This window comes from Pseudooceanicola sp. DL12 (assembly GCF_056270665.1).
In genome coordinates this window covers 1,592,387-1,604,688 of record NZ_CM149884.1, presented here as the reverse complement: position 1 = coordinate 1,604,688, position 12,302 = coordinate 1,592,387, and the positions used below count along the sequence as shown (strand labels likewise).

Below are 12,302 nucleotides of genomic sequence, written 5' to 3'. Positions count from 1 at the left end.
CAGTCACAGCCTTCCCAGTCGCAGCTGCCCCGCCCCGCGCCGGATTTCCGGCCCCGGATGCAGGCGCGCACCCGTGGCCTGGCCTCGGTGGCACCGCTGCGATTTCGCCGCCTGTCGGGCGCGGTGGCGGACTTCTGGCAGGTCTCCGGAGAGGGCGGCGCCGAGGGGTTCTACCTCTCGCCTGATCCCCGGCTGGTGGTCTTCGTCGGCGACCATACCCCCGGCCTCGCCATGCACGCGGCCCCCGACGGCCCCGGCCGGATCGGCACCCGCGCGCTCTTCGTGCCGGCCAACGTGCCGCTCTGGAGCCGCCTGCCCACCGCCCAGAACCTGGCCCATGTCGATTTCCACCTCGACATCGCCACCCTCCGCCGCCGGGTCTCGATGACCAGCGGCCTCACCCTGCCCGGGCACACCGTCTTTGCCGCCGACGCCCCCGACCTGCGCGCCCTGGCACGGCTCGCCGCCAGCGAGATCGCCGCACCGAGCCGCGGCGACCTGGTGCTCGACGGGCTGTTGCAGGCGCTGCTGGGCGGCGTGCTCCAGCCCGGCACCGACCTGCCCGATCCCGGGCTTTCCGATCCCGGGTTTTCCGATCCCGGCGCCCATGTGCCCGGGCCCGGCGGCGGCGCGGGCCTGCGCCCGCATCAGGTCGCGGCCCTCGAAAACCATGTTGCCAGCCATCTCGATCAACCCCTGGGCCTGTCGGATCTCGCCGATCTCGCCGGCCTGTCCGAGAGCTGGTTCAGCCGCGCCTTCAAGCAGACCCTCGGCACCACCCCCATGCGCTGGGTCACCCGCCGGCGCATCGAGGCCGCCCAGGTCCTGATGCGCGACCGCGCCATCCCCCTGGCCGAGGTGGCCCTGGCCACCGGCTTTGCCGACCAGGCCCACCTGTCCCGTGCCTTTCGCCAGGTCGTGGGCCTGCCGCCCTCGCAATGGCGCCGCGGCCACGGGCACGAAGGTTCGCAGAATTAACGCTCCCCGACGACAGTTTGGGACAAGCGGCGACAGGATCGTGCAAGACGCGCGTCAATTGTCGACTTAAACACTCAGGAAAATGCGAGGGACAAGACTATGATACGCACATGCTTCCTGATGGCCGGGGTCAGCACCCTGGCGCTGGCCTCTGCCGCCCTGGCCGACGACGGCGCGGTGATCGCGCTCGACCCGATCATCGTGCAGGGCACCGAGGATCCCACCGGCCCCGTGGCCGGCTATGCCGCCGGCACTTCCGCCTCGCTCAAGAGCGACCGCTCCCTGCTCGAGGTGCCCGGCTCCGTCACCGTGGTCACCACCGACCAGATCAAGGATACCGGTGCCACCAACCTCTCCGAGGCGCTGAACTATTCCGCCGGCGTCGTCACCGAGGCCTATGGCGCCGATCCGCGCTTCGATTCCATCGTCGTGCGTGGCCAGGATCTCCAGAACCAGATCTACCTCAACGGCCTGCGCTTCCAGCGCGCCACCGATCCCGACTACGGCGCCCCCTCGCTCGATCTCTACGGCATGGAGCGCGTCGAGCTGCTGCGCGGCCCGCAATCGGTGCTCTACGGCGCCGGCTCGCCCTCGGGCATGGTCAACCTGGTGCAAAAGCGCGCCCAGACCGACGGCGACAGCTCCGAGATGGGCGCCGAGGTCGACAGCAACGGCTCGTGGCATGTCTTCGGCGATTTCAACCGCGTCGTGGATGACCGCTTTGCCTATCGCATCGTCTCGCGCTCCGGCAACAGCAAGCTCGGCATCGAGGAATACGACAACGAGGGCAGCTACCTCGGTTTTGCCGCCCGCTATCAGCTGACCGACAGCACCCGGGTCGAACTGCTCGCCAACCTGCAGAAGGACGACCCCGACAGCCCCGCCGGCGTGCCCAACGCCCTGATCGGCACTTACCCCGACAGCGACCTGCGCGACTTCTATTTCGGCAACGAGGCGCTGGAGACCGGCGACCGCCGCATCGCCAACCTCGGCCTGCAGCTGCACCACGACTTCGACAATGGCTGGCAGCTGATCGCCAACCTGGGCACCACGAAATTCGACTGGGATTACAGCAACCTCTCCGTCGGCACCGTGACCGGCACCCAGGTCGGCCGCACCCTGCTGAACCAGTCCGAGGACAGCAGCTCCCTGGCCGCCGACATCCGCGCCACCGGCGACCTCTTCACCGGCGACATGGCGCACCGGGTGACCTTCGGCATGGATGCAAGCCGCTTCCGCCAGGACAGCAGCAGCATGTTCTACTACGGTCAGGATGCCATCGACTTTGCCGCGCCCGACTATGCGCCGCTCACCCCCTATACCGCCGGCACCACCTATGCCTCGGACCAGGACGCCACCGTCGAGCAGCTGGGCCTCTACGCCTCCGACGAGATCGAGCTGGGTCGCTGGCGTGCCACCGCCGCCCTGCGCCACGACTGGAACAAGCAGTCCGGTGAGGCCTCCACGGTCTACGATATTCCCGGCACGGGCACCTACTACAGCTCGACCGACCTGGCCCGGAACGACAGCGCCACAACCGGCCAGGCCAGCCTGTCCTATCTCTGGGACAGCGGCGTATCGGCCTATGTCTCCTATGGCACCTCCTTCTCGGTCTTCGCCGCGCCCGATGCCGACGGCAACGTGCTCAAGCCGACCACCGGCAAGCAGTGGGAAACCGGCGTGAAATACCTGCCGCCCTCCACCGACATCATGCTCTCCGCCGCGCTCTATCAGCTCGACGAGACCAACCGTGCCACCACCACCACGATCAGCGGCATTCCCTACTACAGCCAGATCGGCAAAAGCCGCATCCGCGGGCTGGAGCTGGAAGGCCGTGGCAGCCTCGGCAACGGCTGGAGCCTGACCGGCGGCTACACCTATACCGACAGCAAGGTCATCGGCGGCGACAACGACGGTCACGAGCTCGGCCTGACGCCCGAGAACACCGCCAAGCTCTGGGTCTCCAAGACGTTCGACGACGGCGCCCTGCAGGGCCTCACCGTCGGGGCCGGCGTCCGCTACATCGGCGCCCGCTATGCCTTCGAGGCCAACACCTACCGCCTCGATCCGGTCACCCTGATCGATGCCGGCGTCACCTACGAGATGCCCCGCGACACCGAGCTGCGCCTCAACGTGACCAACCTCACGGACAAGGTCTACGTCTCCTCGGTGGGCTATTTCTCCACCTACTACGGCGACGGCCGGACCTTCTCCGCCACGCTGACCAAACGCTGGTAAACCGGGTGAATCTCACTCGACGAAGCATGCTCATTCATGGGCTCTCGGGGGGGCTGGCACTTGCCAGCCTCCCCGCCTTTGCCATGGCCGCAGACACCCCGCGCCGCGTCGCGGTGCTCGACTGGGCCATGTACGAAACCCTCATCGCCCTCGGGCACCGTCCCGTCGCCGTGGCCGAGGCCCGCGCCCTCGCCACCTGTACCGCCTGCCCGCTGCCCGAGGGCACCGCCGATCTCGGCCTGCGCGGCGCGCCCAACCTCGAAGCGCTGGTGCAGGTCCGCCCCGATCTCGTGCTCTCCTCGAACTACTACACCTTCCTCTCGGCGGCCCTGGCCCCGATCGCGCCGGTGATGGCGCCCGATCTCTTCCTGGCCGGACAGCCGGTGCTGCCCCGCGTGCTGGCGCAGCTCACCGCCCTGGCCGACCGCCTGGGCGAACCCGCCGCCGGCCGCCGCACCGCCCGCGCCTTTGACGCCGAGTTCGCCGCGCTCGCCGCCCGCGCCCGCCGCTTTGCCGACCGCCCGGTGATGATGGTCAGCCTGGGCGACGCCCGCCACCTTCAGGTCTATGGCCAGGACAGCCTCTATGGCGGCACCCTCGACAGGCTCGGCCTCGCCAATGCCTGGGGCAACCGCACCGCCTTCGGCTTCAACGCCCCGATCCCGGTCGAGCGGCTGCTGGATGTGCCCGAGGCCCGCCTCGCCATTCTCGGCCCCGTCCCGATCCAGGCCCGCAATGCCCTGGCCAGGGGCGCCCTCTGGCAGGCGGTGCCCGCCCTGCGCGCCGGCCGTGTCCACATGCTGCCCGAAGATGCAAATCCCTATGGCGGCGCCCCCTCGGCGCTGCGCCTCGCCCGCAACCTGCTGCGCGCGCTGGAGGCCGCATGATCCGCCCGTCCCGCCCGTTCCCCGTGGCCCCGGTCACGGCCACCCTCGTCCTGCTGCTCTCCCTCGGCCTCTGGGCCCTTCAGGCCGGGCTGCAGCTGCCGCTCGCGCAATGGGCCGCCCCCTGGACCCCGCTCACCGGCCTCGACGGCGGGCAGATCCTGCTCGCCCACGGCCAGATGCCCCGCGCCGCACTGGCGCTCCTGGTGGGTGCCGCCATGGGCCTCGCCGGGGCGCTGATGCAGGCCGTGCTGCGCAATCCGCTGGCAGAGCCGGGCACCATGGGCGTCTCCGCCGGGGCCCAGCTCGCCCTGGTGGCGGCCACCATCCTGGCCCCCGGCCTGCTCGCCCATGGCAACGGCCCGGTGGCGCTGGCCGGCGCCGGGATCGCCGCCGCCCTGGTCATGCTGATCGGCGCCCGCAGCGATTTCGAGCCGATCACCCTCACCATCGCCGGCATGCTCTCGGGGCTGCTGGCCTCGGCGCTCGCCACCGCGCTGGTGCTGGGCCAGGGCCACTACCTGCTGTCGCTGGTCATCTGGAACGGCGGCGCCCTCACCCAGGACAGCTGGCACGGCGCCGCGGTGCTGCTGGCGGTGCTGCTGCCCTGCGGCCTGCTCACCGCGCTGCTGCTGCGCCCGCTCACGCTGATCGGGCTCGGCGGCGCCACGGCGCGGTCGCTGGGCGCGCGCACCGCCGCCATCCGCATGGCGGCCATCGCCCTTGCGGTGGTGCTCGCCGCCACCGTCGCGGCGCTGGTCGGCCTCGTCGGCTTTCTCGGCCTCGCCGCCCCGCTCATCGCCCGGCGCTGCGGCGCCCGCACCACCGCCCAGATCCTGCTCGGCGCCACCCTGGCCGGCGCCCTGCTGCTTTCGCTCGTCGACAACCTGCTGATGCTGCTTGCCGCCCTCGGCGGCCCCGACCTGCCCACCGGCGCGGTCACCGGGCTGATGGGGGGGCCGCTCCTGCTGCTGATGCTGCCGCGCCTCGCCGCCCGTCCCGCGCCGCAGGACAGCGCGCCGCCGGGCCGCGCACGCCATCCCGTCCGGCTGCTCGCGGGGCTCGCCTGCGCGCTCTTTGCTCTGGCGCTGCTTGGCCTCTGGCTCGGGCGCGGCCCCGATGGCTGGGGCCTGCTCGCCGGCGATCTCGCCGCGCGCTTCCTGCCGCTGCGCGCCACCGCCCTCCTCGCCGCCGCCGGGGCCGGTGCCCTGCTCGCGCTCTCCGGCGCGGTGCTGCAGCGCCTCACCGGCAACCCCATGGCCGGGCCCGAGGTGCTGGGCGTCACCGGCGGCGCCTCGCTGGGCTATGCCGCCGCGCTCTTCGTCTGGGCCGTGCCCGGCCCGGCCCAGCTGGCGCTCGCCACCGCGCTCGGCGGCGGGCTCACCCTTCTGGCCCTCGCCCTCGTCGCCCTGCGCTCCGGCGTCTCCGAGGCGCGTCTCCTGCTCGCCGGCCTCGCCATCGCCGTCTTCGCCTCCTCGGTGCTGGCGGTGCTCATGGCCTCCGGCGATCCCCGCGCCTGGAACGTGCTCGGCTGGCTCGCCGGCAGCGCCTCGCGCGCCGGCCCCGCCCAGGCCCTGGTCCTCGCGCTCATGGCGCTCGTCCTGCTCGCCGCCGCGCTCTTGCTGCGCCGCTGGTTCGAGATCCTGCCCCTCGGCGCGCCCACCGCCCGCGCCCTCGGCCTGCCGCTGCCCGCCGTGCGCCTGGCGCTGATCCTGGCCACGGGGCTCGCCACCGGCACCGCAAGTCTGCTCGTCGGCCCGGTCAGCTTCATCGGTCTCATGGCACCCCATATCGCCCGCAGCCTCGGCCTGGTGCGGCCCGCGCCCTTCCTGCTCGGCAGCTGGCTGATCGGCGCCGGGCTGATGACCATCGCGGCCTTCGGCGCCCGCACCCTCGCCTATCCCTACGACCTGCCGCTCGGCCTCGTCGCGACCTTCGTCGGCGCGCCCTGGCTCTGCCTGGCCCTCACCCGCAGGACAGCCCGATGACCTCCCCAAAGGCACCCGAAACGGCCCCGCTCTTCCGCCTCCGCGAGGTCTCTGCCGATGTCCCCGGCCGCCGGCTCCTCGACCGGCTCTCCCTCGACATTCCGCCCGGGCTCACCGCGCTGATCGGGCGCAACGGCTCGGGCAAGTCGACGCTGCTCAACCTGCTCGCCGCCCAGGGCCGCCCCTCCTCCGGCACGATCGCCCACCGCGGCCGCGACCTCGCCCGCACCGAGCGCCGCGCCCTCGCCCGCGCGCTTGCCTTCCTGCCCCAGGTCACGCCGCCCACCGAAGGCCTGCGCCTGCGCGAGATGGTCGCGCTCGGCCGCTATCCCTGGCTCGGCGCCCTCGGCCGCCCCGGCCCCGAGGACCGCCGCCTCGTCGGCGAGGCGATCACCGCCTGTGGTCTCGACGCCCTGCAGGACCGCCTCGTCGACACGCTCTCGGGCGGCGAGCGCCAGCGCGGCTGGATCGCCATGATGCTGGCCCAGGGCGCCGGCACCCTGCTGCTGGACGAGCCGATCTCCGCCCTCGACCTCGCCCATCAGCTCGACGTGCTCGGCCTGCTGCGCGACACCGCCCGCGCCCGCGGCCTCTCCGCCGTCATCGTGCTGCACGACGTCAACATGACCGCGCGCTTCTGCGATCACGTCATCGCCCTGCGGGACGGGGCGCCGGTGCTTCAGGGCCCCTCCTCCGCCCTGCTCGACCCCGTGGCGCTGGAACGGATCTACGGCGTGCCCATGCAGGTGCTGCCGGCCGAGCCGCTGCCCGTGATCCACCCGCTCTGACGACCGCTCCGCCCCCCAAAGACCAAACAGCCCAAAGCCAGGACTTCCCACATGCTGCGCCAGTTCTTCGAATACTACCGCCCGCACCGGCGCCTCTTCTGGATCGACTTCGGCTCTGCCGTCCTCTCCGGCCTGCTCGAGCTCGCCTTCCCCATCGCCATCACCGCCTTCATCGACCACCTGCTGCCGCTGGGCGACTGGCGCCTCACCATCCTGGCCGCCGTCGGGCTGCTGTCGATCTACGCGCTCAATACCGCGCTGATGGCCGTGGTGATCTACTGGGGCCACAAGCTCGGCATCGAGATCGAGACCGAGATGCGCCGCCGCGCCTTCGGCCATATCACCCGGCTCTCCTGGCGCTGGTTCGACCGCGCCCGCACCGGCAAGCTGGTGGCCCGCGTCACCCGCGACCTCGAGGAGATCGGCGAGGTGGCCCACCACGGCCCCGAGGATCTCTTCATCGCCATCATGACCTTCATCGGCGCCTTCATCCTGATGATGATGATGCACCCGGCGCTCGCCGGCATCACCGCCGTCATCGTGCCGCTCACCGTCTGGGTGGCCTCGGTCTACGGCGCCCGCATGACCCGCAGCTGGCGCGACATCTACTCCCGCGTCGGCGCCTTCAACGTGCGCCTGGAGGAGGCCATCGGCGGCATCCGCGTGGTGCAGGCCTTTGCCAACGAAGAGCACGAGGAAAAGCTCTTCGCCCGCGACAATGCCGCCTACCGCGCCACCAAGCTCCAGGCCTACGACATCATGGCCCGGGCCAGCGCGATCCACTACATGGGCCTGCGCTTCGTGCAGGTCGTCGTCATGGGCGCCGGCGCCGGCTTCGTGCTGCAGGGCAGCCTCGACATCGGCGCCTTCGTGGGCTTCCTGCTGCTGGTCAACGTCTTCTTCCGCCCGCTGGAGAAGATCGCCGCCGTGATCGAGACCTACCCCCGCGGCATTGCCGGCTTCCGCCGCTACCTCGACCTGCTGGAAACCGAGCCCGACATCCGCGACCTGCCCGGCGCCATCACCGCGCCGCCGCTTTCGGGTGCCGTCCGCTTCGAGGGCGTCTCCTTCGCCTACGACGAGTCGCTGCCGGTGCTCGATGACATCTCCTTTGATGTCGAGCCGGGCCAGACCGTGGCGCTCGTCGGCCCCTCCGGCGCCGGCAAGACCACCGCCCTCGCCCTGCTGCCGCGCTTCTACGAACCCACCGCCGGGCGCATCATGGTCGATGGCCACGACATCCGCGACCTCACCCTGCACAGCCTGCGCAGCCAGATCGGCACCGTCAGCCAGGACGTCTTCCTCTTCGGCTCCACCCTGCGCGAGAACATCGCCTACGGCCGCCTCGACGCCAGCGAGCAGGAGATCCTCGAGGCGGTCGAAAACGCCCGCCTCACCGAGCTGGTCGCCCGCCTGCCCGAGGGGCTCGATACCATCGTCGGCGAACGCGGCGTGATGCTCTCGGGCGGTCAGAAGCAGCGCGTCGCCATCGCCCGCGCCTTCCTCAGGAACCCGCCGATCCTCATCCTCGACGAGGCCACCTCCGCCCTCGACCGCCAGACCGAGCGCGAGATCCAGGCCGCACTCGACCGGCTCTCGGTGGGCCGCACGGTGCTGGTCATCGCGCACCGGCTCGAAACCATCCGCCACGCCGACCGCATCCTGGTCTTCGAGGCCGGCCGGCTGGTCGAGAGCGGCACCGATGCCGACCTCAGGGATGTCGCCGGCGCCTATGGCCGGCTGATCTGACGGCCGCGCCCCGCCGCGACAGCCGCGGCAGGCGCCCTCTGGCGGCCCCGGGGCGCCCCGGGGCGCCGCGTGTCGACATAAATGCCGATTATGCGCCTCACGACGCTTGGTTAGTCCTTTCGGGGAACCGCGCCTGCGGTTCCCCAAGACCAACACGGAGCGTCACATGACCCTTGATCGCCGCCAATTCATCGGCACCGCCGCCGCCCTCGCGGCCACCACTGCCCTGCCCTCCATGGCCAGCGCCGCGACCGCCCTGCCCCAGGGCTGGGCCTTCGCCTCCCTGGCCGAGACCGCCGAGCAGGTCCGCCAGGGGGCGGTCTCTCCCGTCGCTCTGACCGAGGCGATGCTCACCCGCATCGACACGCTCGACAAGAACCTGCACTCCTACATCAACGTCACCGGCGACATGGCCCTGGCCCAGGCCGCCGAGGCCGAAACCGAGATCGCCCGCGGCCAGTACCGCGGTCCGCTTCAGGGCATTTCGATCGGCTGGAAGGACCTGCTCGACGTCAAGGGCACGCCCACCACCTTCGGCTCGCCTGCCTACCGTGACCATGTCCCGGAGGAGAACGCCACCGTCGTCGACCACCTGGAGGAGGCCGGCGCGGTCTTCATCGGCCGTCACCACCTGCTCGAAGGCGCAAGCACCGAGCACAACCCCGCCTTCGGGCCCAAGCCGGTGAACCCCTTCAACCCCGAGGTGACGCCCGGCGGTTCCTCCTCCGGAACCGGGGTCGCGGTGGCCGCGGGGCTGTGCTTTGCCGGGCTCGGCTCCGACACCGGCGGCTCGATCCGCTTTCCCTCGTCGCTCAACGGCCTGACCGGCCTCAAGCCGACCTGGAGCCGCGTCAGCCGCAAGGGCGTGCTGACCTACGCCGAAACCCTCGACGTGATCGGCCCGATGGCGCGTTCGGCCGAAGATGCCGCGATCGTGCTCAAGGTCATCGCGGGCGCAGATCCCCGCGATCCCACCAGCGCCCTGCGCCCGGTGCCGGACTACGTCGCCGAGCTGGACGGCGCGACCGGCGCCCGTGACCTCAGGATCGGCTTCGACCTGGCCTATTGCTCTGCCGGCACCGAGGCCCAGATCATCACCGCCATGCAGCAGGCCCTGGCCGCCTTCGCCGACCTCGGCGCCCGGGTCGTGCCGATCACCATGCCCGACACCCTGCCCGCGGCGAAAAGGATGATCGACCTGCAGTACCCCGAGATGGCGGGCTGGCACGAAAAGCGCTTCGACGAGGCGCCCGAGCTCTTCGGCAAGGGCCTGGCCGACGCGATCCGTCGCGGACGCGATACCGATCCGGTCCTGACCGCGCGTGCCTATATCGAGCGGGAATACCTGCGCGGTCATTTCGCCCGCCTCTTCGAACAGGTCGACCTGATCGTCACCCCGGTCCTCACCTCGGCCACCATGAAGATCAAGCCGCCGCAACCGGACGAGACTTACAACGACTTCCTGTCGCGGATCCACGGCTTCACCGCGCCCTACAGCATGACCGGGATGCCGGCATTGATCGTGCCCGTCGGCATGACCGAGGCCCAGGGTACCCCCATCGGCATGCAGATCGTCGGCCCGCATTTCGAGGAGGGCCGGATGCTGCGCGCGGCCCATGCCTTCCAGCAGGTCACCGACTGGCACCTGCGGCACCCGGCGCTGGCCTGACGCCGTCCCCGTTCCGCGCCCGGCCCCGTTCAGGTGCGCCTGTCCCTGTTCAGGCGCGCCCATCCCTGTTCAGGCACGGTCGGGCGCGGATCTCAGAGCCGCGCGGCCAGTTCCGCGCGGTTCGCCGCCCCGGTCTTGTCAAAGGCGCGGTTTATATGGGTGCGCACGGTCGAGAAGCTGATGCCCAGCAGCGCGGCGATGTCGCGGTCGCGCATGCCCTTCGCGACCAGCTGCACCACCTCGTGTTCGCGCGCCGTCAGGGCCGCGCCGCTCTCCCCGGGCCTCTCCCGAAGCAGGAAGCCGCGCAGGTACCCCGAGAGGCCCTCCAGGATCCCCACCTCGCGCTCGGTATAGGCGCGCGCCCCCTCGCGCCGCCACAGCCGGTAATCCGCCAGGTGCCGCTCACCGGCGTAAAAGAACACGTTCACCCCGTGGTGCAGCCCGTTGGGCTTCAGGAACCCCTGGTAGAACGCCGTGCGATAGAGCGCCTCGTAGGGCATGATCTGCTCTGCCGGGGTCACCCCGCGGCGCGCCCGCGTCGGCGCCGTCAGCGGGTCGATATGTTCAAAGTTGCGGTCGTATTCGCCCCGCGTCGCCGGATCCAGGTCATGCAGGAACCGGATCTCGCGCCGTTTCGCCTCGGCGACCTGATAGTTCGCCGATCCGATGTCGCTGCGCGTCAGGGAGACGATGTTGCGAAACACCCATTCCTTCAGCTCCGCACGCGGCTGCTCCGTCTCCAGGGCCACGACGATCTCGGCAAAGGCGGACAGTTCCCGGGGGCTCAGGTCGATCATCACGGATCCTTGATTGTGGCCGATGCCGCCCGAAGTAAGGGGCTGCTTCGCGGGATTGAACAGCCCGGGCGCGGCCCGCCCCACTTTTACCGCCCGCCGCCGCATTTTTGGGCAGCCCCCACTCAGTCCCCCGCACAGGCCCCCCGCACAGGCCCCCGCTCAGGCCAACACATCGCCACCGTGCGCGCCCCCTTGTCTGTTGCCCCTTGTCTGTTCCCGTCACCTGTTCCCGTCCGCCTGCGGCCTCTGCACCCGCGCACATCCGTGCGCCAATCGCCAAACCGGCACCGCACCGACGTGTTACCGACGCGATACCGACGTAATACCGACGTAGGGATCTGGCCTTTTCAGGCACTTGCAAAAACGCACAACCAGCGCCCTACGGCGCCACGGAACGATCGCCCCGCCCCCGGGCGTCCGCCCCAACCACCGCAGCTGTCTTGCTGAAACCCCGCGCAAATTCACCGGCTTGGCCGTCATCCTCTCCCGCATCGCCCGGCCCCAAAAGCAAAAAGCCTCGGCGACAAACCGAGGCTTTTCAGCAGGATAGATGGTGGGTGATAAGGGATTTGAACCCCTGACATCTTCGATGTGAACGAAGCGCTCTACCACTGAGCTAATCACCCGTGCGGCGCTGTTTAGCGATACTCGCACGGGTCTGCAAGCACCTCTTTTCAGGAATCTTCAGCTTCTTCCTCCGAAGCCGCTTCCAGCGCCTGATCGCTCTGCCGGATCCGCGTCATCACGACCTTGCCGTTGTTCACCGCCTTGATCCGATTGATCTTTATCTTTCCAAGGGGCTGCAGATTCATTTCGCGCCCCTCCGCCAGGGCCTCGCCCATGATCGCCATCATCGCCTCGATTGCCGGCTTGGCGAATTTCTTTTTGACGCCAGAGCGTTCAACCACGGCGTCGATCAGGTCCTTCTTCTTCAGTTCCGGGGCGGAAATGCTCGGGGTCACGTCGGTCACGATCGTGGTCTCCGCCTCTGCGCCCGCCATCGCGCCCTGTGTTTCGGCGGTCGATTCGATACTCATCTGGGTCCTCTCATCCGTGCAGTCGCGTGACTGCGGTTGGCCAATCCTGGCCCCGCGACGCTATCAGCCGCCCCGAGTCGTCACCAGCGCCTGGCCCTGCAACACCCCGGAAACGCCGAAAATGGCGCAAAAACCCGCGAAACTCAGCGCAAAAGGCCTCTTCAGCCCATCGAT

General features: G+C 70.2%; 9 protein-coding genes and 1 tRNA gene. 7 read left to right on the top strand and 3 right to left on the bottom strand.

Annotated features, from left to right (window positions below; translation table 11 throughout):
* The first annotated feature begins 57 nt into the window (after positions 1 to 57).
* From AC0WR5_RS07530 to AC0WR5_RS07500, 7 genes are all read left to right on the top strand, one after another.
* The gene (locus AC0WR5_RS07530; RefSeq protein WP_475867929.1) at positions 58 to 978 is read left to right on the top strand and encodes a helix-turn-helix transcriptional regulator; all 921 of its coding nucleotides are present in this window, start codon (positions 58 to 60) and stop codon (positions 976 to 978) included.
* A gap of 99 nt (positions 979 to 1,077) precedes the next feature.
* Complete coding sequence (locus tag AC0WR5_RS07525) at positions 1,078 to 3,216, top strand: TonB-dependent siderophore receptor (protein WP_475867928.1); 2,139 nt, start codon at positions 1,078 to 1,080, stop codon at positions 3,214 to 3,216.
* 26 nt (positions 3,217 to 3,242) lie between these two features.
* On the top strand, positions 3,243 to 4,103 hold the full coding sequence (locus AC0WR5_RS07520; protein WP_475867927.1) for an ABC transporter substrate-binding protein: 861 nt from the start codon (positions 3,243 to 3,245) through the stop codon (positions 4,101 to 4,103).
* A complete protein-coding gene (gene fhuB / locus AC0WR5_RS07515) occupies positions 4,100 to 6,088 on the top strand; it encodes a Fe(3+)-hydroxamate ABC transporter permease FhuB (protein ID WP_475867926.1) in 1,989 nt (662 codons plus the stop codon). Before AC0WR5_RS07520 ends, fhuB begins: the two co-directional genes overlap by 4 nt.
* Complete coding sequence (locus AC0WR5_RS07510) at positions 6,085 to 6,876, top strand: ABC transporter ATP-binding protein (RefSeq protein ID WP_475867925.1); 792 nt, start codon at positions 6,085 to 6,087, stop codon at positions 6,874 to 6,876. The genes fhuB and AC0WR5_RS07510 overlap by 4 nt, the downstream gene beginning before the upstream one ends.
* Before the next feature lie 51 nt (positions 6,877 to 6,927).
* On the top strand, positions 6,928 to 8,625 hold the full coding sequence (locus AC0WR5_RS07505) for an ABC transporter ATP-binding protein (RefSeq protein ID WP_475867924.1): 1,698 nt from the start codon (positions 6,928 to 6,930) through the stop codon (positions 8,623 to 8,625).
* Between the two features lie 166 nt (positions 8,626 to 8,791).
* A complete protein-coding gene (locus tag AC0WR5_RS07500) occupies positions 8,792 to 10,294 on the top strand; it encodes an amidase (RefSeq protein WP_475867923.1) in 1,503 nt (500 codons plus the stop codon).
* Positions 10,295 to 10,386: 92 nt separating this feature from the next.
* Here the strand turns inward: AC0WR5_RS07500 and AC0WR5_RS07495 are convergent, their stop codons facing one another.
* The 3 genes from AC0WR5_RS07495 to AC0WR5_RS07485 form a co-directional block, all read right to left on the bottom strand.
* On the bottom strand, positions 10,387 to 11,091 hold the full coding sequence (locus AC0WR5_RS07495) for a helix-turn-helix transcriptional regulator (RefSeq protein WP_475867922.1): 705 nt from the start codon (positions 11,089 to 11,091) through the stop codon (positions 10,387 to 10,389).
* 551 nt (positions 11,092 to 11,642) lie between these two features.
* Positions 11,643 to 11,717: transfer RNA gene (locus AC0WR5_RS07490), tRNA-Val, on the bottom strand.
* Positions 11,718 to 11,765: 48 nt separating this feature from the next.
* Entirely contained in the window at positions 11,766 to 12,128 is a 363-nt protein-coding gene (locus AC0WR5_RS07485) for an HU family DNA-binding protein (RefSeq protein WP_475867921.1), read from the bottom strand.
* Positions 12,129 to 12,302: the final 174 nt, after the last annotated feature.

Coding starts and splice junctions, on each gene's coding strand:
- AC0WR5_RS07530 (WP_475867929.1), top strand. CDS start 58: ATGCAGGCGCGCACCCGTGGCCTGGCCTCGGTGGCACCGCTGCGATTT.
- AC0WR5_RS07525 (WP_475867928.1), top strand. CDS start 1,078: ATGATACGCACATGCTTCCTGATGGCCGGGGTCAGCACCCTGGCGCTG.
- AC0WR5_RS07520 (WP_475867927.1), top strand. CDS start 3,243: ATGCTCATTCATGGGCTCTCGGGGGGGCTGGCACTTGCCAGCCTCCCC.
- fhuB (WP_475867926.1), top strand. CDS start 4,100: ATGATCCGCCCGTCCCGCCCGTTCCCCGTGGCCCCGGTCACGGCCACC.
- AC0WR5_RS07510 (WP_475867925.1), top strand. CDS start 6,085: ATGACCTCCCCAAAGGCACCCGAAACGGCCCCGCTCTTCCGCCTCCGC.
- AC0WR5_RS07505 (WP_475867924.1), top strand. CDS start 6,928: ATGCTGCGCCAGTTCTTCGAATACTACCGCCCGCACCGGCGCCTCTTC.
- AC0WR5_RS07500 (WP_475867923.1), top strand. CDS start 8,792: ATGACCCTTGATCGCCGCCAATTCATCGGCACCGCCGCCGCCCTCGCG.
- AC0WR5_RS07495 (WP_475867922.1), bottom strand. CDS start 11,091: ATGATCGACCTGAGCCCCCGGGAACTGTCCGCCTTTGCCGAGATCGTC.
- AC0WR5_RS07485 (WP_475867921.1), bottom strand. CDS start 12,128: ATGAGTATCGAATCGACCGCCGAAACACAGGGCGCGATGGCGGGCGCA.